15 protein-coding genes are annotated in these 22,835 nt (G+C 69.1%); 9 read left to right on the forward strand and 6 right to left on the reverse strand.

The annotated features are described in order from the left end of the window. Window positions 1-3: 3 nt before the first annotated feature. From ABL843_RS26425 to ABL843_RS26465, 9 genes are read left to right on the forward strand one after another with little or no spacing between them, the layout of a single operon-like run. Entirely contained in the window at window positions 4-1,326 is a 1,323-nt protein-coding gene (locus ABL843_RS26425) for a CpaF family protein (RefSeq protein ID WP_126023558.1), read from the forward strand. Next, window positions 1,319-2,317, forward strand: a complete 999-nt coding sequence (locus ABL843_RS26430) for a type II secretion system F family protein (protein WP_311737040.1) — start codon at window positions 1,319-1,321, stop codon at window positions 2,315-2,317. The genes ABL843_RS26425 and ABL843_RS26430 overlap by 8 nt, the downstream gene beginning before the upstream one ends. Continuing rightward, the gene (locus ABL843_RS26435; RefSeq protein ID WP_184640772.1) at window positions 2,314-3,276 is read left to right on the forward strand and encodes a type II secretion system F family protein; all 963 of its coding nucleotides are present in this window, start codon (window positions 2,314-2,316) and stop codon (window positions 3,274-3,276) included. The genes ABL843_RS26430 and ABL843_RS26435 overlap by 4 nt, the downstream gene beginning before the upstream one ends. Before the next feature lie 20 nt (window positions 3,277-3,296). Further along, window positions 3,297-4,265 carry a tetratricopeptide repeat protein gene (locus ABL843_RS26440; protein WP_418117874.1) on the forward strand — a complete coding sequence of 323 codons (969 nt, stop codon included), beginning with the start codon at window positions 3,297-3,299 and terminating at the stop codon, window positions 4,263-4,265. Continuing rightward, complete coding sequence (locus ABL843_RS26445) at window positions 4,262-4,729, forward strand: DUF3613 domain-containing protein (RefSeq protein WP_418117875.1); 468 nt, start codon at window positions 4,262-4,264, stop codon at window positions 4,727-4,729. The genes ABL843_RS26440 and ABL843_RS26445 overlap by 4 nt, the downstream gene beginning before the upstream one ends. Window positions 4,730-4,760: 31 nt before the next feature. Further along, a complete protein-coding gene (locus tag ABL843_RS26450; protein ID WP_418117876.1) occupies window positions 4,761-5,240 on the forward strand; it encodes a TadE/TadG family type IV pilus assembly protein in 480 nt (159 codons plus the stop codon). Next, a complete protein-coding gene (locus tag ABL843_RS26455) occupies window positions 5,237-5,728 on the forward strand; it encodes a TadE/TadG family type IV pilus assembly protein (RefSeq protein ID WP_418117877.1) in 492 nt (163 codons plus the stop codon). The genes ABL843_RS26450 and ABL843_RS26455 overlap by 4 nt, the downstream gene beginning before the upstream one ends. Before the next feature lie 14 nt (window positions 5,729-5,742). Then, window positions 5,743-7,821 (forward strand): TadG family pilus assembly protein, encoded by a 2,079-nt coding sequence (locus tag ABL843_RS26460; RefSeq protein WP_418117878.1) that lies wholly within the window; start codon window positions 5,743-5,745, stop codon window positions 7,819-7,821. Between the two features lie 18 nt (window positions 7,822-7,839). Further along, the gene (locus tag ABL843_RS26465) at window positions 7,840-9,270 is read left to right on the forward strand and encodes a sigma 54-interacting transcriptional regulator (RefSeq protein ID WP_418117879.1); all 1,431 of its coding nucleotides are present in this window, start codon (window positions 7,840-7,842) and stop codon (window positions 9,268-9,270) included. Between the two features lie 127 nt (window positions 9,271-9,397). On the opposite strand, the gene ABL843_RS26470 is transcribed toward ABL843_RS26465, so the two are convergent. From ABL843_RS26470 to ABL843_RS26495, 6 genes are all read right to left on the reverse strand, one after another. Beyond that, window positions 9,398-10,999: a TolC family protein gene (locus ABL843_RS26470; protein WP_184640779.1), complete on the reverse strand. Its 1,602-nt coding sequence runs from the start codon at window positions 10,997-10,999 to the stop codon at window positions 9,398-9,400. Next, window positions 10,996-12,312, reverse strand: a complete 1,317-nt coding sequence (locus ABL843_RS26475; protein WP_418117880.1) for an HlyD family type I secretion periplasmic adaptor subunit — start codon at window positions 12,310-12,312, stop codon at window positions 10,996-10,998. Before ABL843_RS26475 ends, ABL843_RS26470 begins: the two co-directional genes overlap by 4 nt. A gap of 67 nt (window positions 12,313-12,379) precedes the next feature. Beyond that, window positions 12,380-14,206 carry a peptidase domain-containing ABC transporter gene (locus ABL843_RS26480; RefSeq protein WP_418117881.1) on the reverse strand — a complete coding sequence of 609 codons (1,827 nt, stop codon included), beginning with the start codon at window positions 14,204-14,206 and terminating at the stop codon, window positions 12,380-12,382. A 392-nt stretch (window positions 14,207-14,598) separates the two neighbouring features. Beyond that, a complete protein-coding gene (locus tag ABL843_RS26485) occupies window positions 14,599-17,685 on the reverse strand; it encodes a glutamate ligase domain-containing protein (protein WP_418117883.1) in 3,087 nt (1,028 codons plus the stop codon). A gap of 112 nt (window positions 17,686-17,797) precedes the next feature. Beyond that, complete coding sequence (gene pal / locus ABL843_RS26490) at window positions 17,798-18,301, reverse strand: peptidoglycan-associated lipoprotein Pal (RefSeq protein WP_126023572.1); 504 nt, start codon at window positions 18,299-18,301, stop codon at window positions 17,798-17,800. A gap of 104 nt (window positions 18,302-18,405) precedes the next feature. After that, window positions 18,406-22,731, reverse strand: a complete 4,326-nt coding sequence (locus ABL843_RS26495; RefSeq protein WP_418117884.1) for a hypothetical protein — start codon at window positions 22,729-22,731, stop codon at window positions 18,406-18,408. Window positions 22,732-22,835 lie beyond the last annotated feature (104 nt).

The raw sequence follows: 22,835 nt of genomic DNA on the forward strand, positions 1-22,835 counted from the left end.
CCCATGTCCACCGATATCGAATTCGCCGACGACGACCAGGCGTTCATCAACTCCCAGCAGTTCCAGGACATCAAGAGCTGGACGCACGACCACCTGCTCAGCCGCATCGAGGAACTGGGCGCGGAGTTCGGCCGCTGGTCGCGCGCATCGATCCAGCAGTTCGTCGAACTGGAGGTCGACAGCTTCGTGCGCCTGCGCCGCGTGCCGATCAACGACCGCGAGATGCAGCTCATCTCCGATGCGCTCACCAAGGAGCTCGCCGGCTTCGGGCCGCTGGAAGACCTGCTCAACGACCCGGCCGTGGAAGACATCCTGATCAACGGCTACCAGAACGTGTACGTGTCGCGCCACGGCGTGCTGGAACGCGAGACGGTGCGCTTCGCCGATTCCGAGCACGTGATGCGCATCGTGCGGCGCATCCTCGCGCCGCTGGGCCGCCGGCTCGACGAGTCGAACCCGATGGTCGACGCGCGCCTGCCGGACGGCGGGCGCATCAACGTCATCATCGAGCCGCTGGCCATCGATGGCCTTTCGGTCTCGATCCGCAAGTTCCGCAAGGAGCCGCTCACGCCGGCCGACCTGGTGAAGCTGGGCACCTTCGACGCGGGCATGGCGCAGCTGCTGGAGATCGCGGTGCGCGCGCGCTGCAACGTCCTCGTGAGCGGCGGCACCAGCTCGGGCAAGACATCGCTGCTCAATGCGCTCGCCAGCTTCATTCCTGCGCGCGAGCGCGTGATCACCATCGAGGACACGGCCGAACTTTCGTTGGGCACCAGCCACGTGGTGCGGCTGGAGAGCCGCCCCGGCGGCTTCGACGGCCAGGGCGTGGTGTCCATCCGCGACCTGCTGCGCAACAGCCTGCGCATGCGGCCCGACCGCATCATCGTGGGCGAGGTGCGCGGCGCCGAAGTCATCGAGATGATGCAGGCCATGAACACCGGCCACGAAGGCTCGATGGGCACCATCCACGCGAGTTCGCCGCGCGAATGCCTCTACCGCCTGGAGATGCTCGCGGGCTTCGCCGGCTACCAGGGCAGCGAGGTGAGCCTGCGCCGCCAGATCGCCAACGCCATCGACTTCATCGTGCAGATCGGGCGCCTCTCGAACGGGCAGCGCCGCATCATCTCGCTGAGCGAGGTCACGGGCGTCAACGACAACGTGGTGGCGATGCAGGAGCTGTACCGCTACGAGCCCATCGTCTCGCCCGACGGCGAGGAGCGCGACCGCTGGGTGTCGCTGGGCATCGCGCCGCATTCGCCCAAGATCACGCGCTTCCGCCAGTCGCTGCAGCGCGCGGCGCAGCATGGAGGAGACAACCGTGCGTGAAGGCCTGCTCGTCGCGTTCTGCATCGCGCTGCTGCTCGCGGCCGCTGGCCTGCTGCTGTGGCAGTGGGCGAAGAACCGGCAGGGGCGGCAGGCGACGGAGCGGCACCTGAGCCAGCAGATCCAGGCGAGCGCCGCGGCGGCCGATGCGGCGCCGATACCGATGCCGCTGCGCGACATGCCCACCGACGGGCTCGTGTCCGGTTTGACCACCGACCCGTGGCTCGACGCCGGCACGGCACCCGCAGCGCCGGTGCGCACCAGCCTGCTCGAACGCGCGATCCCCGGCTGGATGATGGGCGTTGTCGAGCCGCGTACCATCGTCTTCGCGCTGGCCGTGATCGCCGGCATCTGCCTGCTGATCGGCGTACTGGTCGGGGGTCTCGCGGCACTGGGCGTGCTGTTCCTGCTGGTGCTGATCGCGAGCTTCGCGCTGTGGCTGCAGCTGCAGAAGTTCCGCCGCAAGCTCATCCACCAGCTGCCCGGCTACATCGACGCCATGGTGCGGCTGATCACCATCGGCAACTCCACGCAGGCGGCCTTCCAGCTCGCGATCGCCACCACCCAGGCGCCCCTGCGCGGCCACCTGGAGCGCGCCGCGGCGCTGGTGCGCGCAGGCGTCGATCTCGACCGCGCGTTGCACCAGACGGCGGAGAACGTGCGCATCGAGGAGATGTATCTGCTGGCCTCCATCCTCGGGCTGGGCGTGCGCTACGGCGGACGTGCCGACCTGCTGCTGGAGCGGGTGGCCAACTTCATGCGCGACCGCGAACAGGCGGAACAGGAACTCATCGCGCTGTCTTCCGAGACGCGCCTGTCGGCCTGGATCCTCGGCCTGCTGCCGGTGGGCGTGGGCGCCTTCCTGATCTTCACCAATCCCGGCTACTTCATGGGGATGTGGAACGACGACACGGGCCGCATCCTGATCTTCTCGGCGGCGGGGCTGCAGCTGACGGGCGCAGTGCTTCTGTACAGGCTCGCGAGACTGGCATGACGATGACGCCGAACCAGCTGCTCATCCTCAGCCTCGTACTGCTCGCGGTGGGGCTGATGGTCGGCGCCGGCGCGCTGGTCGCGGCGGAGATCCGCCGCACGCGCAGCGGCCAGGTCATCGGCCGGGCCATCCGGCAGGCCGTGGTGGCACCCGACCTGAAGTCGGCCGTCGACGCTCCCGCCGACCCCGATGCGCCGATCAAGCCCGAACTCGAACTGCCTTTCCACTGGCTCGATTCGCGCATCGGTCGAGCCCTGGTCGCGGACGAAGACCGCAACCTCATCGACCAGTGCGGGCTGCCGTCGAAGCGGGCGCAGTTGGTATTCCTCGTCACGCGCATCTTGCTGGCCTTCATGCTCCCGCTGCTGGCCTATGTGTTCTGGAGCAGCGGGCACAAGCAGAACACCGTCACCTTCGTGCTGGCCGCGTCCATCGCCATCGGCTTCATGGCACCCAAGTGGGTGCTCGGGCGCATCGCCGCAGGCCGCCGCGAACGCGCGGCGCAGGAGCTGCCGCTGTTCATCGACCTGCTGCGGCTGCTGCAGGGCGTGGGCCTGAGCCTGGACCAGAGCCTGCAGATCATGGCGACCGACTTCCGCCACGTGCTGCGCGTGCTGGGCTTCGAACTCGCCATCGCCAATGCGCAGTACAGCCAGGGCCGCACGCGCGAACACTCGCTGCATCGCCTCGCAACGCTGCACAGGAACGAGAATATGCGCGGCCTCGTCTCGCTGCTGGTGCAGGTCGACCGGCACGGCGGTGCGGTGCAGGAGCCGCTGCGCATCTTCAGCGACCGGCTGCGCGAAAGCCGCCGCTCCGAGCTGAAGGAGCGCATCGGCAAGATCACCGTGAAGATGACCGGCGTGATGGTGACCACGCTGCTGCCGGCGCTGGTCATCGTCACCGCGGGGCCGGGCTTCATCGCGATATTCCGTTCACTGGGAGCCATCATCAAGTGACAACCGAAGACTTCTCCCGCATGAGTTCACCTCGCGCCGGCCGCCTGCTGGCATGCGCCGTCGCCGCCGCGGCAACGTTCGCGCTCGCGGGATGCGGCGCGCTCAAGGACCAGTACGCCGCTGCCGCCGATGCGCAGCAGCGAGCAGCGGCCGAGGCCACAGCCGACACCAAGGCCGGCGCCGCGGTCGACAGCAAGGCCACCTACCTCAAGCTCGTCGAGCAGATGCAGAAGGAAGGGCTGTGGTTTGCCTCGTTGGCCCACATCGATGCACTTGAACAGCGCTGGGGCGTGTCGCCCGAGTCGACACGCATGCGCGCCGATGCGCTGCGCCAGACCGGGCAGGCCGCTGCAAGCGAGCAGGCCTACCGGCGGCTCGTGGGCACGCCGCTTGAAAGCGCCGGCTATCGCGGCCTCGGCCTGCTGGCGGGTGCACGCGGCAGTTTTCCCGAAGCCGTGCAGCTGCTGAAGCAAGCACAGCGCCTCACGCCCACCGATGCCGCGCTGCTCAGCGACCTCGGCTATGCCAGCCTGCGCGCGGGGCAGATCGAGGAAGCCCGGCTGCCGCTGATGCAGGCGCTGCAACTGCGGCCCGACAGCGCGCAGGCCCAATCCAACCTCGCGCTGTACCTCGAAGCGACCGGGCAGGACGAACAGGCGAACAGGCTGATGGAAGCCAACCGCATGTCCCCCGCGGCGCGCGCTGCGGTGCGCGATGCCGCCCAGCAGCTGCGTGCCGACGGATCGAGGCCGCTCGCGTCCGCCGGCTCACTGCAACCGGCCACAGGCGTGACCGTTGTGCGCCGGCCGCCGGACACGGCTGCCGCCGCCACACGCGAAGACCAGGCACAGCAGCAACAACCGCTGATGCTCAAGGCATCGCGCTGGTCGGGTGGTGCAGGCGTGCGCACCGCCAGCCAGCTCAACCCTGCCACCGCGGACGCGGCGGCTTCCCTGTCGCCGAATTCGACCTCACGAGGCACCCCATGAGAAAGACGACCATCGCCCGCATCGCCTCGCTGCCGGCATTCGGACTTGCGGCCACGCTGCTGTTCGCGGCGCCCGCGGCATTCGCCCAACAACAGCAGCAACCGCAGGCCGCACAGCCTCCCGCCGCCAAGGCACAGGAGCCCGCAACGCCCGCTCCTGCCGCCGCCGCCCCACAGGCATCGGCACAACCGCAGGGCCAGGAAGAGATGGACCAAGCCGAGGACTTCACCTACGAGCCGCTGCAGGTCGGCGACGCCACCCAGAGCCTGCTCGCCTGGCAGCGCGGCGGGGAGATCGCATCCAGGACGCCGAGAACCATCGCCGGCGACATCGCCAGCCGCAGCTATCAGCGCTATCTGAAGAGCTTCGAGTACCCCATTCCCGAGCGCATGACCTCGAGCCTGAAGTCCAACGCCGGCAATGGCAGCTCGGGCGCCGGCGCCGACACCGGCGCGCCGAAGTAGCCAAGGCGCACGACGCAGATACGGCAGCGCCATGACCGCACCACGCCTTCACAACCGCACCGCCGCGCACGCCCAGCGCGGCGCGTACGCGGTCGAGTTCGCCCTGGTGTTCCTGATCTTCTTCGCGCTGCTGTACGGGATCATCAGCTACGGGATGCTGTTCGCGTTCCGCATGGGGTTGCAGAACGCGGCGGAAGACGGCGCGCGTGCCGCGTTACGTTACCAGTCGACCTTCACAGCGCGGGCCACGCAGGCACAGACGACCGCGATGGACAGCAGCAGTTGGATGCCGCCGGTGGTCACGCGCAGCGTCAGTGCGACCGTGTGCGGCGTGGTCAGCAACAATTGCACGGCTCCCGCCTGCGGCACCACCTGGGACACGCGCTGCCAGATGGTGGTGACCGTGACGGCAAGCAATTTGCAGATGCTGCTGCCGCCGTTCCCCAGCTTCGTCATGCCCACCACCATCGTCGGCAAGGCCAGCATGTTGCTGGACGGGAGGGTGCCATGAAAGGCAACGGCCGGGCCCGCACGCGCAGGCAGAGTCGGGAGCGCGGCGTGGCCGCCATCGAGTTCGCGCTAGTCTTCAGCGTGCTGTTCAGCGTGCTGTATGCGCTCGCCACGTTCGGTGCGGTGCTCTACACGCAGCAGGCGGTGACGCGCGCCGCGGAAGAAGGCGCCCGCACGGCAGGCATCATCACTTCGCCGGTTGCAGGCGACGGCCGAGTGAAGGACGCCGTCTATGCGGCCCTCGCCAACTCCCTCGTCGTGCCTGTTTCGGCGAACACCGACGTGACCAGCAGGCGCAACTGGATCGTGTCCAACGTGACCGTCGACCCCGTTACCAGCGGTGCCGGAGCATCTGCCACCTACGTGGTGACAGTGAGCTACCCCTACAGCGCGAACCGCCTGCTGCCCTCCATACCTTTCCTGGATATCAGCACTTGGATGCCCAATCAGCTGCGGAGTCGCTCGACCATCGCAATTCGATCGTCCTGAGGAGTTCCATTGCCATGAACGCAACACTCCATCATCTCTCCAGCCGCAGGCGAATCCGCGGATCGATCCTGATCAACACGGCCATCGCGCTGAGCCTTGTCGTCATCACCCTGCTCGGCACACAGCTCGGCTATCTCTTCTTCATCAAGCGCGAGCTCCAGAAGACTGCGGACCTTGCGGCGCTGTCGGGCGCCCAGTCGCTCCAGCCCTTTCTCTGCACCGACGCGAAGACTGCAGCGGTGACCAACGCCGCCCAGAACATGCCGCCCCTGCTGCCTGCTCTCACGCAGGGGGACGTGGAATGCGGCAACTGGGATCCCGGCAATCCCAGTCGGACGGCACCCCAGTATTTCGGCGTACCCGGCACGGGCCAGGCCTTCAACGCCGTACGCGTCACCATCACGCGGACTCCGGCATTGCTCCTGCCGGGAATTTCCGGCAGTCCGGCAGCCACCATCAGCGTGCAGGCACTTGCGGCGCAGCGACAGCCGCTCGCTTCGCTCACCATTCGAAGCACGCTGGTGACCATCGACTCGAACCAGTCGGCCTTGCTGAACGCCCTGTTCGGCGGCCTGTTGGGCGGCGCGCTGTCGGTGCAGGCCGTGGGCTGGCAGGGGCTGCTGAACACCGACATCCAGTTGCTGAGCTTTCTCGATCAACTCAAGGTCGCCCTGAACATCAGCGCCGCCAACTACGATCAGGTGCTCGCCACGAATGTGGACGCGGGCGTACTGCTCCAGGCCATGATCTCCGTCATGGAACGCAGCGGCAACACGGCCGCCGCCACCATCCAGGCATTGCGGGACCTGCTCGTCACCGTCCAGGCTTCGCCGTTCACCCTCAAGCTCGGCGACCTGCTGGGCGTGGCGAGCGGAACGGACGCTGCCGGCCTCAACACCAACCTCCAGCTCTTCCAGCTCGTCCAGGGGATGATTCAGGTCGCGAACGGCAAGAACGGCCTCGCGGCCACCGTGCCGATCAACGTTCCCGGCATCGCCAGCGTCACGGCGAAGGTGCAGGTCGTCGAGCCGCCGCAGGTCTCGGCCGTGGGAAATCCGATGCTCATCAATCCAAGCCTCGGGATCAACGATCCGAACAGGATCTACGTTCGCACCGCGCAGGTCCGCGTGCTGTTGTCCGTGAACCTCGGCAGCGTCACAAATGCTCTGTCGAACGTGCTCTCCACCGTGACAGGCGCGCTCTCCCCGATCATCAACTTCCTCGACAGCGTCGCGACGCTGAACCTCGGCACCATCGTGAGCGATCTGGTCGGCCTGGTCGGCTGCGGCGGCCTACTTCCGGCCTGTCAGCCGCAGAAGGTCATCTATGCAACGGCGCTTCCCGCGCCCATCGACATCGGCCTGAGCTCGGGCAACGGATCCGCACTTGTCACCGGCAATACCTGCAACGCCACCGACAGCAAATCGCTGGACGTCCAGGCCACCACCAGCGTGGCTCGCCTCAATGTCGGGAAGGTTTCGAACATCTTTTCGTCTTCGGTACCTGCGACCGCCGCCCCGGTGGGAATCGTCGAGATCGGATATCGCGAAGCCAAGTTCGACAGCTGCCTTCTTGTCTCTCTGCTTTGCAGCGGCAAGAAATGGAAAGACCCCAGCGGCACCTACGTCGTCGACATGAACAGCGCCAAGAAGACCGTGATCTCGGGCCTGGGGCTTTCCGTCAACTCCGATGTCGGCGGCAGCGCCAGCGGCAAGGCGCTCAAGTACGTAGCACCTGCCGCGGCGAACCTTCCTGAAATCGATGCCGCACCATACGACGGCACAGGCCCGGACCCATCCTACAAGACCATCAGTTCCACGTCGCTCGTCCAGAGCCTGGGCTCCACGCTGGGCGGAGTGCAGATTCAGCCGTATTCGAGCGACAGTAGCGGTGTGCTCGGAGGCCTCCTGAACGGCACGATCAGCCTGATCAGCAATCTCCTGAACACCCTGCAGACGGTGGTGACGAACGCACTCGGCCCTCTGCTCGACCCCGCCGTCAATGCACTACTGAACCTCCTGGGAATCGACCTTGCGCAAGCGCAGGTCGGCGCTCGACTCTCGTGCAATCGAGGTGCCCAGTTGGTCTATTGATATGCGCGTATTTCCAACATGAGCTCACCCGCCGCCAATTTCGACGAACTCGACCTCTTTGTCTGGGAAGGCAAGGCAGACATCCTCGACCGCATCGCGCGGTGCATGGCGAGCTTCGACGTGGAGGTCATCCGGGCCGACGGCATGCCGACGCCGCATCCGGAGCAGGGGGCTGCGCTGCGGCCTTCGGTGGCGATCATCAGCGTGACGGTCATCGACGGCGGAGGGCTGGCGCATGCGACGGAGCTGCTGCAGGGCATGCCGGTGATCTGGGTGGCGGCCGGCTCGCGCGAGCGCGACTCGCGCACCTATCCGCCCGAGTACCTGCACGTGCTGCCCTACGACTTCACCTGCGCCGAGCTGCGCACGATGGTCGCGAAGCTGGTGCGCCAGCTGCGTGCGCGCGAGGTGGCGCCACAGGCGCCCGACGTGCTGGTGGCGCATTCCGATGCGATGAAGGCGCTGCTGGCCGAAGTGGGCGCGTTCGCCGATTGCGACCACAGCGTGCTGGTGCGCGGCGAAACCGGCGTGGGCAAGGAGCGCATCGCGCAGCAGCTGCACCTGGGCCACCAGCGCTACGGCAAGGGCGCGTTCGTGGCGGTGAACTGCGGCGCGATTCCCGACGGTCTTTTCGAGTCGCTCTTCTTCGGCCATACCAAGGGTTCTTTCACGGGCGCGGTGCATGCGCATCGCGGCTACTTCGAGCAGGCCACGGGCGGCACGCTGTTCCTCGACGAGATCGGCGACCTGCCGCGCTACCAGCAGGTGAAGCTGCTGCGCGTGCTGGAAGACAACGCGGTCACGCGGCTGGGCGCGACGGCGCCGGTGCGGGTGGACTTCCGGCTGGTGGCGGCCACCAACCGCAACCTGCGCGAGATGGTGGCCAGCGGCGAGTTCCGCGCCGACCTGTTCTACCGGCTCGCGGTGATCGAGCTGCACGTGCCCAGCCTCGAGGAGCGCGGCGAGATCGACAAGATCGCGATCTTCAAGGCACTGCTGAGCAACGTGCTCGGCGACGAACTCGAAGCGCTCGGCGAGACGCCGCACTGGCTCAGCGACGCTGTTGCCGAGACCTACTTCCCCGGCAACGTGCGGCAGCTGCGCAATCTCGCGGAGCGCGTGGGCGTGATCGCTCGGCAGCTGCACGGCTGGGACCAGAACCTGATCCAGCGCGCCATCGCGCTCACGCGCGGAACGCCGGCACCGGCTGCATCGGCCGGCAACGGCATGAACGGCAATGGCGGCGGCCTCGGCGCGATCGACGGCAGCGCCGACCGCAAGGGCTGGAACAGCAGCGAGCGCAACCGCATCATCGCGGCGCTGGAGATCAACGACTGGAAGCGCCAGGACACGGCGCAGCACCTGGGCATCAGCCGCAAGGTGCTGTGGGAAAAAATGCGCAAGTACCAGATCCTCGACGGCGAACCGGGCATTCCGGAAGAGCAATAGGCTCTCCCCCAGGCTGCGCGGCACTTCGTGTCCGCTTCGCCAACCCCCTTCCGGGGGCAACACCTGCGGCCCGGCAGAGCCGGTTCCGCGGTGTTCCCGAATTGGCTTCGCTTCGCTTGCCTCGTGTTTATGGGATCGAGAGACGTTGTGCTCTGCGTAGCGCAGGCGGCGCGCCGGCTGCTCCCGTCGCGCGTTCGGCCACCACCGGCTCGCTCGCGCAGGCCGTGTTGCTCGAGATGCACAGCTTCGCGAGCAGGCCGTCCTCGGTGAGCACCTGGCGGCTGGGGGCGCCGAAGAGGCGGTCGATCCAGTTGTTGGGGCCGTTGGGGTCGATGCGCAGTTCGCCGGTGGTGCGCGCCAGGCGCAGCTCGGAGATGCGCAGGTCGAAGACGCCGTCGACGTAGTCGAACAGCAGCGTGTAGTAGTCGAGCTGGGCGTCGAGCACCTTGGGCAGGGTCTCGCGGCCGAACTCCATCAGGCGGCGGCGGCCGCGGAAGGCCTGGCCGGCGGTGCTGACGGCTTCCATCAGCTGCTTCTCGCGCTCGCGGCCGGAGACGGTGCGCGACCACGATGCCGACGTGAGCTCGAACAGGTTGAGCTTCACGCCCTCGAGCTTGGCTTCCTGGTTGGCGACTTCGGCCAGCGCCGACTTCATGCGCAACTGGCGGTCGAAGCCGTTGCCGAAGTTCCAGTTGAGTTCGAAGGCGGCGCGCGTCGGGTCCTGCGGAGAAACGCCGCGTGGGTCGCGGCTCTTCACGAGCACGGCGTCGAGCGTGGGGTAGAGGCTCGCATCCTGCTGGTCGGCCAGCGCCCTCGCCCGCTCGATGCGGCCCAGCGCCTCGGCGATCTCGGTGCTGCGCGACTCGGCACGGCGCAGCGCCTCTTCCTGCGAGCCGATGCGCCACTGCACCGGCGCCGCGAGCACCGGCAGCGATTCGGCGTTCGGCGAGAACTTGAAGTAGTTGCGGAACTTGGCCATCGCCTCGTCGCGCTGCGCCTCGAAGTCGGACTCGCGCGCGGCCACCAGCGCGCGGCGCGAGGCCGCCATGTTCAGGTCGTTGTCGCCGCTCACGCCCAGCGCCACGCGGCGGGCCTCGGCCTTCGAGAGTTCGGCCACCACCTCGGTGGCCTTGTGCGCGATCTGCTTCTTGAGGTCGAAGCGCTGCACCTGCAGGTAGGCGGTGAGCGCGTCCAGCACCACCTTCTGCGAGGTGGTGACGACGGCCTCGTCGTCGGCCTGGTTGCCGGCTTCGGCGGCGCGCTGGGCGGCGCTCATGGCGCCGCCGTCGATCAGGCTCACGCGGGCTTCGGCTGTCAGCACCGTGTAGCTCTGCGTCTTGGCGTTGGCCGCGCCGCTGTTGTAGTTGCCCGATGAGGTGCCGACCTTGAACTTCGGATAGCGCGCCTGCTTGGCGGCGTCCACGCCGTAGCTGCTGGTGTTGGCGGCCGCCTGCATGGTCTGCACTTCGGGGTAGTCCTGCGACAGCGCGATCAGCGCCTGCTTCACCTGCTGCGCGTAGCTGGCGGCGCCGAGCGAAGGCGGCGACAGCCTGCGCGCGACCGTGAGCCTGGCGGCGCTTTCCATCTCCTGCTGCTGCAGCAGGTGCTCCGGCAGCGGCTGCTGCTGCTCCTGCGCGTACGCAGGCGGCAGCGCGAAGCCCGCGCACAGCGCCGCGCAGACGGCGCCGGTGCCAACGCGGCGCAGATCGACCGGTTTGCGGTACTTCATGGTTCGCGGAAAGCTTCGCGGCGAAGCTTGAGCACAGGTCGCAGGATGTACCAGATGAACGGGTCGGTGCCCACGCGCAGGTCCACTTCGGACTCCATGCCGGCGGTGATGCGGTTCTCGACGCGGCCCACGTGCGACTGCGACATGCTGATGAGCAGCCGGTAGTAGGGCGCGCCGTTGGAGATGGCGGGGTCGCGGTCGGCGTCGGCCGCCACCAGCCTGACCTTGCCGTCGACCGCGCCGTAGCGCAGGTAGTCGTAGGCGGTGATCTTCACGCGCGCCTCCTGGCCCACTTCGATGAAGCCGCGGTCGTTGGGGTTGAGCCGCGCCTCGACCATGATCTCGTCCTCGTCGGGCACCACTTCGAGAATCGATTCGCCCGGCTTCACCACCCACCCCGGGCTGGAGTTGCGCAGCCCCTTCACGATGCCGTCGGAAGGCGCCTTCACCACGGTGCGCGAGCGCTGCGTGCGCGCACGCGCCAGGTCTTCGCTCAGGCTCGCGAACTGGCGCTCGACGGTGGCCAGCTCGTCCGACGCGCGGCGGCGGAAGCGCCCCTCGGCCTCCGCCATCTTGGCCTGCGCCTCGGTGATGGAGGCGTTGGCGGAAACCACGCCCTGGCGCGCCACCGCGAGTTCGCTGCGCACGCTCTCGGCCTGGCGGCGCTTCTCCAGCACTTCGACCTGGCCCACCAGCTTCTCGCTGAGCAGCTGTTCGGAAATTTCCAGCTCCTTCTGCATCAGCGCGAGCCGGTCGCTCAGGCCCTTGACCTTGGCCTCCTGCTCCAGCTTCTTGCTGCGCGCCTGCTCCAGGCCCGACACCGCGCCGGCCATAACGCCGCGCTGCTCGAGCGCGCGTGCCTGGTAGGCGCCGGTCTCGCCCTCGAACACGCCCTCGTCGATGTCGGCGGCAAAGGACTGACGCGTGAGCGGCTGGCCGCGGCTCTCGGCGATCAGCCGCACGCGCGTGGCCTGCGTGGCGGCGTACCGGGCAGTGAGCTCCTCGAGGTTGAGGCCGCTGCCGCCCAGGTCGATCTCGACCAGCGGCTGCCCCTGCTTGACCTTCTCGCCTTCCTTCACGAGCACGTTGCTGACGATGCCGCCCTCCAGATGCTGGATGGACTTGACGCGGTCGGAAGGGATCACACGGCCCGGCGCGACCACCACCGTCTCCATCGGAAAGCCGAGGCCGACCAGCGCGAGCACGGCGATCGCGCCGCCGATGATCCACTGCCGCCGCCGCCCCTGCGGCGAGGCCTGGGCCTCGCGCTTCTCGTTCTCTTCCTGAAGGATCTGCGGCAGGTCTATTTTCAAATCGCGTCCCCGGTCACTCTTCGTTCGTCAGTCGTTCGTTCGTTGCTCGTCGCTCGCGGCCCGTGCCTCAGGCCATCGAGCGCGAAGCCGGCGAGGCACCGCCGGCCGCGCCTTCTTCGGCGTCGCCCAGCGCCACCAGCGGCTTCTTCACGCCGAACAGCTTCGGCACCATCACCGCGGCCGTGCCCTGCTCCACGTTGCCCTGGCCGGTGACGTGGTAGACCACGTTGGCGGCGGAGACGATGCGCAGCGAGTGCGTGACCACCACCACGGTGCGCACCTTGGCCACCGCGAGCAGCGTGGCGAGCAGGTTGCGCTCGCTCTGGAAGTCGAGGTCGTTGCTGGGCTCGTCGAGCACCAGCACCGAGGGCTTTCGCAGGAAGCTCATGGCCAGCGCGAGCTTGCGCCGCTCGCCCACCGAAACACCGGTGCCGCCTTCGCCGATCATGGTGCGGTAGCCGTCGGGCAGCCGCGAGATGAAGTCGTGCGCGCCCGAGAGCTTGCAGGCCGCGACGATCTGCTCGTCGCTCTGGCCCGGCGCGTTGCGGCGCATCACGTCGATCATCGAGCCGCCGAACCAGTAGACCTCTTGCGAGAGATAGCTGATCCAGCGCGAGAGCTCTTCGCGGCCGAACTGCGAGAGGTCGTACTCGCCGATGCTCACGATGCCGCGCGTGGGCGTGTACAGGCCCGACAGCAGCTTCACCAGCGTGGACTTGCCCGCGCCGTTGCGCCCGACGATCACGTGCAGGCCGCCCGGGCCGATATCGAGGTCGACGTTCTCCAGCACCGGCTGCTGCGCGGTCTCGGTGAAGCTGAAGCTCACGTCCTTCAGCGTGATGCGGCCCAGCGGTTGGGGCAGCGTCATGCCCGTGGGCGGCTTCTCGACCGGCTCGCGCAGCACGGTCTCCAGCCGCTTGGCGGCTTCCTTCGCGGTGGCCAGCGAGCGCCAGTTCGACACGAGCCCCGCCACCGGCTGCAGCGCCTTCAGGGCCAGCATGTTCGATGCGACGAGGCCGCCTACCGTCATCCACTGTTCCATCACCGAAACGGCGCCGACGGTCACGACGACGACCGAGAACACGGTGAGCAGCACGGTGGTGCCGTCGCGCGCGGTCTCGATCTGGCCGTTCTTGCTGAAGCTCTCGGCGAGCCAGGCGTTGTAGGTCTGGCGCCACATCTCGATGGTGGGGCCGTCGTTGGCCTGGGCCTTGAGCGTCTCGCGCGCGTTGCAGATCTCGGCGGTCACGCGTTCCAGGCCGCGCCCGCGCTGCACTTCTTCCACGCGGCCGGAACGCACCTCGTCGGCCCACCACCACGCCAGGAAGGACATGATGCCGAGGAACAGCACCACCACCGGCAGCACCGGCAGCGCGACGATGCCGATGACCACCAGCGCGAAGACGGCCATGGGCAGGTCGAAGATGGATTGCGCCAGCCCGCCGGTGATGGTGCCGCGCACCGAGGCCACGTCGCGGAAGTACAGGTGCCACACCGACGCCGGCCGCGCTTCCAGCGCGCGCAGCGGGCGGCCCAGCATCGAGTTCAGCAGCGCGCCCGAGACGCCGTGGTCGACGATGGCGCCCGCGTTGCGCAGCAGGCGCGAGCGGCGCGTGCGCAGCCAGAACTCGATGCACAGGAAGAACAGGATGCCGCTGACCAGCGCGGCGAGCGTGGAAGTGCCGCTGCGCGAGAGCACGCGGTCATAAACCTGCAGCAGGAAGATGGAAGGCAGCAGCCCGAACAGGCTGATGGGCAGCGAGCGCCATGCCGCGCTCTTCACCAGCGGGTAGGCCGCGCGGAACGCGGCGTTCAACGCACCCGCGTAGGGACTGGCGCCGGGCTCGTCCGGGGTCTCGGCAACCAGTTGGCTTGGCAGGAGGAACTTGATCATGGGAAAGAGCCGGTTCGTCGTGCAATGACGCCTGCGTCATTATCAACTGTTACCCGACTGTTACAAGGCAAATATTCACTCACCGTGTGCTTCAAACACACATCAGCACGGCAGCCTTTGCCCCCTCGCCACATCGGCCCTGATCCCATGAACCGGAACCGGTTGCGCGGCGCTTCCCGTTACCGCGCAACCGGCCGGCCTCCCTGCCCTTGCCTCCCCCGTTCGCCCTGACAAATCCTGCGCGAACACCAGCGCGATGTTGGCGCACAGCAGCATGCAAAGCACCCATGCGCACAGCAGCTGCAGCCAGCCCAGCCACCAGTGGCGCGCGACCGGCTGTCGCTTGACCGGAGCCTCGTATCCGAAGGCCGTGTGCAGAAGTGCGTTCAATCTCATGGCAGTGCTTTCAAAACCCGGGCGAGGCGCGAAAGGCCCACGCCCGCGGAACTCTTCGCCAGCACCCAGTCGCCGGGCTGAAGCAGCCCGCCGAGCGCTGTCGACAGATCGGATACATCGACGAACCAGTGCGAGCGGACCTTGGTGCGGATGCGCGCATGCAGCGCGCGCATCAGCGGGCCGCACAGCAGCACGCGGTCGGGCTGCGATGCGAGCAGCTCGGCCTCGAGGTCGAGGTGGTGGCGTTGCGCGGCGGGGCCGAGCTCCTGCATGTCGCCGAGGATCGCCACGCGCCGCGCCGGCTCGCAGGGTGCCTGCGACAGCAGCTCCAGCGCCGCGCGCATCGAGCTCGGGTTGGCGTCGTAGGTCTCGTCGATCAGCTTGAAGCTGCCGCCGCCGATGTGGATGGTGTGCAGCGCGCCGCGTCCGCCCGGCGGCTCGAAATGCGCGAAGGGCTCGACCGCGGCGGCCAGCGGCAGGCGCATGGCCTGCAGCGCGGCGAGCGCGGCGATGGCGCTCGCGCCCATGTGCCGGCCCGGCGCGTTCAGCCGCAGCTGGAAGGGCTCGCCCGCCACCAGCGCCTGCACCTCGCCGTGGTCGAAGGCCAGCAGGCGCACGTCGGCGTCGCGGTGCTCGCCGCAGGTCACGATCTGCAGCTGCTGCGCCATCGCCGCTTCGGCGAAGGTGGCGAACTCGGGCATGTCGCGGTTGAGCACCACCGAATCGCCCGGCGCCATGGCCTGGAAGATCCGGCTGTCCATGCGCGCGGCGGCCTCGCTCGGGCCGCGGTGCTTCTGCGACGCGGCGGAAAGCCCCGTCACCACGACGAGCGAGGGCCGCACCAGCTGCGCCGAGGCAGGCATGTGCGAGGTGCCCATCTCCAGCACCCAGTAGGCCGCGTGCCTGGGCATGCAGGTCATATTCCACGCGATGCCCGAAGGCAGGCTCACGTTGCCCTCGGGCTGGCCGACCTCGCCCCACACTGTGAGCGCGCCGGCCAGCATCGCGGCCACGGTACTGCTGCCCGCGCCGCTGCCGAGCACGCCGCACACGCGTCCGGTGAACTCGGCGCGCGCATGGTCGCCGAGCTCCAGCACCGCCTGCAGCACGTTCTGCACCTTGAGCACGGGCACGCGCTTGTCGAGGTGCGGCTTGGGGTCGGAGCACAGCACCGCGGCAGCCGGCTGCAGCACGCCCTTGAGCGTGACGGCGGCCAGCGGCGTCCTGGAAGGCCGCGTCTGGTGGTCGAACACCACGCGGCCCTTGCGCATGAAGGAGCGCTGCGCCACGCCCGCGGCGCGCCAGCCGTCCTCGGGCTTGACGACCCACTCGCCGCCGGTCACGCGCGCCATCTCGCTGGCGGTCCACACGGCGCCGTCGTCGCGTCCGCCGCCGGAGCCCGTGCCCGCCGCACCGGGCGCCGCGCGGCGCTCCACCAGGTAGCGGTGGTAGGCGGCGAAGCCCGAGAGGTACTGCTCCACGTCGTCGATGCGCACGCGGAACGAGTGATGGCGGATGAAGAACGAGCCCACCACCGCCGAGGGCCGGCGGAAGTACATCGCCATCTCGGGCCAGAAGAAGCCGTTGAGCAGGTAGTGCGCGCGGTAGTCGAGCGCGCGGTAAAACTTCTCGGTGTCGAGTTCGTCCAGAAGGTGCCGCATCGCGGGCATGCCTTCGAGCCGCTGGAGCATCTGCTGCGCGGCCAGCATGAGTTCGAGCAGCGTCGGGAAGGTGGTCTTCCGGTCGAGCACGAAGTCGAGATACCCCGCCACGTTCTGCAGGCCGAAGCGGAAATACTTCTCCTGCGGGCTCCAGTGCGTGAGTTCGCACACGCAGCAGCTGAGCCAGTGATCGTGCGCCTGCCAGTGCTGGCTGGCGATGAAATGGTCGAAGGCCTTCTCCACCACCGCCAGCCACTGCGGCTCGCGCGTGAGCGAGTAAAGGCGCATGAGCGCGAAGGCGGCCTCGCCGTCGTAGTAGATGATGCGCGAGGCCTGCTTGACCGTGAGGTCGGCCGCGTGCAGCACGTGGTTGAAGCGGCCGGTGGCCGCATCCTGCATCGAGGCGATGCCCAGCGCGAGCTTCTCCAGCAGCGGCAGCCAGCGGCGCGTGTCCATCAGCTCGCAGTACTTCACCAGCGCGAGCACGCAGGCCGCGTTGCCGCCGAGCTTGATCTCGCCGCCGGTGTCGACCAGGAAGGCCACCGCGCGCCCGTCGAGCAGCGTGTACTCGCGGATCAACGAGATGGTGAGCTGGTCCAGCGCCCGGTCGATGGCCGCGCGAAGCGTCTCGTCGCGCGTGAGCTCCCACGACTCGAGCATGGCGTAGACCGCGCTCGCGTGGCGCATCGCGTCGTAGGTGGGAATGCGGCGGTCGAAGCACGGGAAGTAGCCGTACACGAAGAGGCCGTCGCTCTGCACCTGGCGCGCCAGGTACGACGAGCCGCTGCGCACCAAATCCATCACCGACTGCGGATTGAGCGCCGGCAGCTGCCTGCGGCCCGCGTCGAGCCCCGTGCCCACGAGCTTGTGCACCACGCCGTCGGGCTGGCAGAACACGCCCACGGTCGCCAGCAGGTAGACGGGCTGGTCCGAGGGCATGTCCAGCGGCGGCGAGCACTCGAAGCGCGCCTGCCCGTAGACCTCGAAGTTGCGCGCGTTCACCACCGAGTGCGCGATGGTCGAGTCGCCGCACAGCATGGCGTTGGCATTGAGTTCCTGCTCGGTGAAGACGAGCGTGAAATCCTTGTCGAAGGCCAGGCCGAGGCGAAAGTAGTTGCGCTTGACGGCCGTGAGCTGCGTCTTGAACTGGGCCCAGTCCATAGGGCTCGCGCCCTCGACCCAGTCGATGCGCAGCCACGGCGAGACGATGCCGCGCTCGCGCACCCAGCGCTCGACGTGGCCGGCGCCTTCGCGCCACGCGGTCTCGAAGTCGGCGGCCCGCGCGTGCACCACGTGCGCGCGCTGCGCGCCGTCGCTGACCGAGAAGAACAGCGTGAATGCCGGGTAAGGGGCAGGCAGCGCCGCGCACACCGACACAAGGCGTTCGTGGCAGGCGTGGAGCTGGTCTGGGAAGGACATCATTCGGCCCCGTTCGGATGCGGGAAACCGGCCACGCCCGTCATCTGCTTTCGCTCTGGTGACGTGTGCGTGGTCCGGGGACTGCCACCACCGAGGTCATCGCGGTGACCCGGCTTCAGCGATAGCTGAATTCGGCTCGGCGATTGAGCTGATAGCCCTCCTCGGTGGTCTCGAGCGATGCCGGTTTCTCCAGGCCCCAGCTGATGGCCTCGATGCGCTCGGCGGGCACGCCCAGCTGCGTGAGCGCGCGCTGCACCGCGTCGGCGCGGCGCTGGCCAAGAGCCAGGTTGTATTCGCGGCCGCCGCGCTGGTCGGTGTGGCCTTCGATCACGACCCTGCTCTGCGGCCGGTTGCGCATGAAGCTGGCGTGAGCTTCCACGACGTTCCGGTCGGCGGGCCTGATGTTGTATTTGTCGAAGTCGAAATAGACGATCTTCGGCACGCCGGCCGGTCCGTTCTGCACCGGTGGCGGCGGTGCCGGCTCCACCTTCGGCACCGCGGTCGCAGCCTTGTTCGAGTAGTAGTAGGTCGCATCGTCACGGCCGGTCTTGGGGGCCGCGCAGCCCACGAGGACTGCGCCGAGCGCGACGATGGCCACTGTCTGGAAATTCTTCTTCATATCGGTCCTTTCGCGGGACAGGCCGGTGGCGGCCTGTCCCTGGTGCTGCGGCAAGCTCCCTCGCCCCTCTTCCTTCTTGTGTTCTTTCTTCCGGTGTCCGCCGATCAGCCCAGCAGGCCGTGGAGGATGTTCGTCACCGGCGAAACCGTGTGCTCCACCAGGCTGGTGATCGGCGTCACGACTTCCGTCACCAGCGGGGTGACGGCATGTTCGACGCCGCTCGTCACGTTGCTGACGGCATCCGTCACCGGGGCAGCCGCCGTCGTGGCTCCAGCCAGGATGTCGGTCACCGGCGCCGTCACGTCGTGCGCCGCGCTGGTCGCATTCGAGACGATCGGCGAGACGGCATCGGTCACGCCGCCAGCGACTTCGCTCACCGGCTGCAGGATGTTCGCCACCGGGCTGTCGCCACCGGTCAGGCCGCCGAGCAGGCTGCCCACCAGGCCGTCCTGGCCCAGGAGGCTGCCGACGAGGCCGTCGTTGCCGAGCACGCCGTCCAGCAGGCCGCCCGTGTCGCCACCGGTCACGGTGCCGAGCAGGCCACCGACCAGGCCGTCGCTGCCGAGCACGCCGTCCAGCAGGCCGCCCGTGTCGCCACCGGTCACGGTGCCGAGCAGGCCACCGACGAGGCCGTCGCTGCCGAGCACGCCATCCAGCAGGCCGCCAGCGTCGCCACCGGTCACGGTGCCGAGCAGGCCACCGACCAGACCGTCGCTGCCGAGCACGCCGTCCAGCAGACCGCCAGCGTCGCCGCCGGTCACGGTGCCGAGCAGGCCACCGACCAGGCCGTCGCTGCCGAGTACGCCATCCAGCAAGCCGCCAGCGTCGCCGCCGGTTACGGTGCCGAGCAGGCCACCGACGAGGCCGTCGCTGCCGAGTACGCCATCCAGCAGGCCGCCAGCGTCGCCGCCGGTCACGGAACCGAGCAGGCCGCCGACCAGGCCGTCGCTGCCGAGTACGCCATCCAGCAGGCCGCCAGCGTCGCCGCCGGTCACGGTGCCGAGCAGGCCGCCGACCAGGCCGTCGCTGCCGAGTACGCCGTCCAGCAGGCCGCCAGCGTCGCCGCCGGTCACGGAACCGAGCAGGCCGCCGACCAGGCCGTCGCTGCCGAGCACGCCATCCAGCAGACCGCCAGCATCGCCGCCGGTCAGACCACCCAGCAGACCGCCGACAAGGCCGTCGTCACCGAGCACACCGTCGAGCAGGCCGCCGGCGTCGCCACCGGTCAGGCCACCCAGCAGGCCACCGACCACGCCGTTGTCGCCGAGGATGCCGTCGAGCAGACCGCCAGCATCGCCGCCGGTCAGGCCACCCAGCAGGCCGCCGACCAAGCCGTCGTCGCCGAGGACGCCACCGAGCAGACCGCCGTCCCCGCCGAGCACACCGCCCAGCAGGCCGTCGTCACCCAGCACGCCGCCGAGCAGGCCACCATCGCCACCGAGCACGCCGCCCAGCAGGCCGTCGTCACCCAGCACACCACCGAGCAGGCCGCCGTCGCCACCGAGCACGCCGCCGAGCAGGCCACCGTCGCCACCGAGCACGCCGCCCAGCAGGCCGTCGCCGGACAGGACGTTGGCCACGCCGTCGGTCAGGTAGTCGACTTGCGCCGTGACGCCGTTCAGCAGCGCGGCCGTCGTGTTCGTGCCGAGCAGCTGGTCGGTCAGCGGGCTCAGCAGGCCGGAGGCACCGCTCGCCACCTGGCCGACGAGGCCGTCGACCGGGTCGAGCACGTTGGGATCGTTTTCCGAGAAGCTGGTGCCGAGCACCGGGCCCAGCAGGCCGTCGACCGTGTCGGTCAGGCCGTCGGCGACGCCGACCACCGGTCCGAGCACATTGGTCAGGCCGAGCCCGCCCAGCGCGCCTTGGCCCAGGCCGTCGACCAGGTTGCCGAGCACGCCGTCGGCCGGGTCGAGCAGCGCCGCGCCGGTACCGGGGGTGCCGCCACCGCCGACGCCGTCCAGCAGACCGCCGAGCAGGCCGCCGACGATGCCGTCTTCACCGAGCAGGCCACCGACCGGGCCCTCTTCGCCCAGCACGCCGCCGACCAGGCCGCCAGGCCCGAACAGGCCGCCGGCGATGCCGCCGTCGCCGAGCACGCCGCCCAGCAGGCCGTCGTCACCGAGCAGGCCGCCGACAAGACCGTCGTCGCCGAGCAGGCCACCCACGAGGCCGTCGCCGCCCAGCAGGCCGCCGACCAGGCCGTCATCGCCCAGCACGCCGCCCAGGAGGCCGTCGTTGCCGAGCAGGCCACCGGCGAGGCCGTCATCACCCAGCACGCCGCCGAGCAGGCCGTCATTGCCGAGCACGCCGCCCAGCAGGCCGTCGCTGCCCACCACGCCGCCAAGGAGACCGTCGTTGCCGAGCAGGCCACCCACGAGGCCCTCGTCACCCAGCAGGCCGCCGACCAGGCCGTCGTCGCCAAGCACGCCGTCGAGCGCGCCACCAAGCAGGCCGCCTTCGCCACCGAGCAGGCCGCCCAGCGGGCTGTCGGCGAGGATGCCGGAGATGGCGCCGTCCTGGCCCAGCAGGCTGTCGACCAGGCCGCCGTGGCCCAGCAGTTCGCCGGTGAGGCCACCGCTGCCCAGCACGTTGGCCAGGGTGCCTTCGCCGCCCACCAGGCCGCCGACGAGGCCGTCGTTGCCGAGCAGGCCGCCCACCGCGCTGCCGTCGCCGAGCAGGCCGCCCAGCAGGCCGTCGTCGCCCAGAAGGCCGCCGGTCAGGCTGCCCACGGCGCCGTCGCCGAGCAGGCCGCCCACGACGCCGTCGCTGCCCAGCACGTTGCCGAGCACGCCGCCCAGGGCGCTGTCTTCACCGAGCAGGCCGCCGACGACGCCGTCTTCGCCGAGCAGGCCACCGACCAGGCCGTCTTCGGCCAGCAGGCCGTTCACGAGGCTGCCTTCGCCCAGCACGTTGTCGAGCGTGCCGCCCAGCAGGCCGTCGTTGCCCACGAGCTGGTCGGTGAGGCCGCCGAGGCCGAGCGCGTCGGTCAGGCCGCTGATGATGCCGTGGTCGCCGATGAGGTTGGTCAGGCCGTTGTCCAGCGCGTCGGTCAGGTAGTCGACCTGGCCCGCCACCGTGCCGAGGATGGCGCCGGTCGCGCCCTGGCCCAGCAGGTTGTCGAGCGTGGGGCTCAGCGAGTCGCCCAGCAGGTCGGTGACGCCGCTCACGGTGTTGTCGATCGGGTCGAACTGGTTGGGGTCGTTCGGCGTGAACTCGCTGCCCAGCAGCGGAGCCAGCACGTCGTCGAGCGTATCGGTCACGCCATCGACCGCGTTGGTGACCGGGGTGAGCGAGTCGCCCAGGCCGAGTGCGCCGCCAAGGCTGTCGGTGACGTGGTTGACGAGGCTGTCGCCGGGGTTGAGGAGGGCGTCTGCGTCTGCGTCTGCGTCTGCGTCTGCGTCTGCGTCTGCGTCTGCGTCGGCATCGGCATCGGCATCGGCGTCCGCATCAGCATCAGCATCAGCATCAGCATCAGCATCAGCATCAGCGTCGGCATCCGCATCGGCGTCGGCATCCGCATCGGCGTCCGCATCGGCATCGGCGTCCGCATCGGCATCGGCGTCCGCATCGGCGTCGGCGTCCGCATCGGCGTCGGCGTCCGCATCGGCGTCGGCGTCCGCATCGGCGTCGGCATCCGCATCAGCGTCGGCATCCGCATCAGCGTCGGCGTCCGCATCGGCATCGGCATCCGCATCGGCATCGGCATCGGCATCGGCGTCAGCATCGGCGTCGGCGTCCGCATCACCGTCCGCATCCGCATCGGCATCGGCGTCCGCATCCGAGTCGGCGTCCGCGTCGGATTCACCGGGGTTGTTCGGGTTGCCCGAGCCGACGAGCAGCGGAACGACGCTGTCGCTGCCGCCGCCACCGCCGCTCAGGGCAGCGCCCAGCGCCGCGGCGCCCAGGGCGCCGAGTGCGAATTCGCCCAGCCCGATGCCACTGCCGGCAGCGAGCTTCTTGGTGACGGCCAGTGCAGCGGCGTCGGCGTCGCTGTCGGGCGGGGTCACCTGCAGGTCGCCCGAGGCGACATCCACGTTCACCTGTTCGAGGCCGCCGGGCAGCTTGGTCGAGCCGATGGTGGCGTCGGTGCCGCCGGTGAACACACCTGCGAGCGGGGCCTTGTTGGTGGCCGATCCGGGGAAGAGGACATTGGCGTGGCCGTCCTGCGGGACGAGCACGCGGTCGCCGGCCATCAGTGTCTGATTGCCATCGACAGGAATGCTGACACCGTCGCGCATGACGGTGACGCCGGGCGTGGCGTTCGATAATGTGCCGATGCTGGCCGGGGCGGCAGCTGCGGCAGGAGCGGCCGGGCTCACCACGCCGGGAGTACCCAGCGGAGTGACGGTGGCCTGGGCGAGAACCACAGGGGCAGCGCCAGCGGCGGCAAGTCCCTCGGTCGAGTTGGTCGATGCTTGTTGAGCGGTCATTGGGCAGCCTCTGTGACAAAAGATGCCTACTCAGGGGCAACTAGCGTGCCGCTTTTGCGAGGCGCCATGCCGAAGCCGCTTCGAACACCGCAACTCGTTGATTC

Origin of the sequence: Variovorax sp. 350MFTsu5.1, from assembly GCF_048302515.1 — a bacterium.
GTDB lineage: Bacteria > Pseudomonadota > Gammaproteobacteria > Burkholderiales > Burkholderiaceae_C > Variovorax > Variovorax guangxiensis.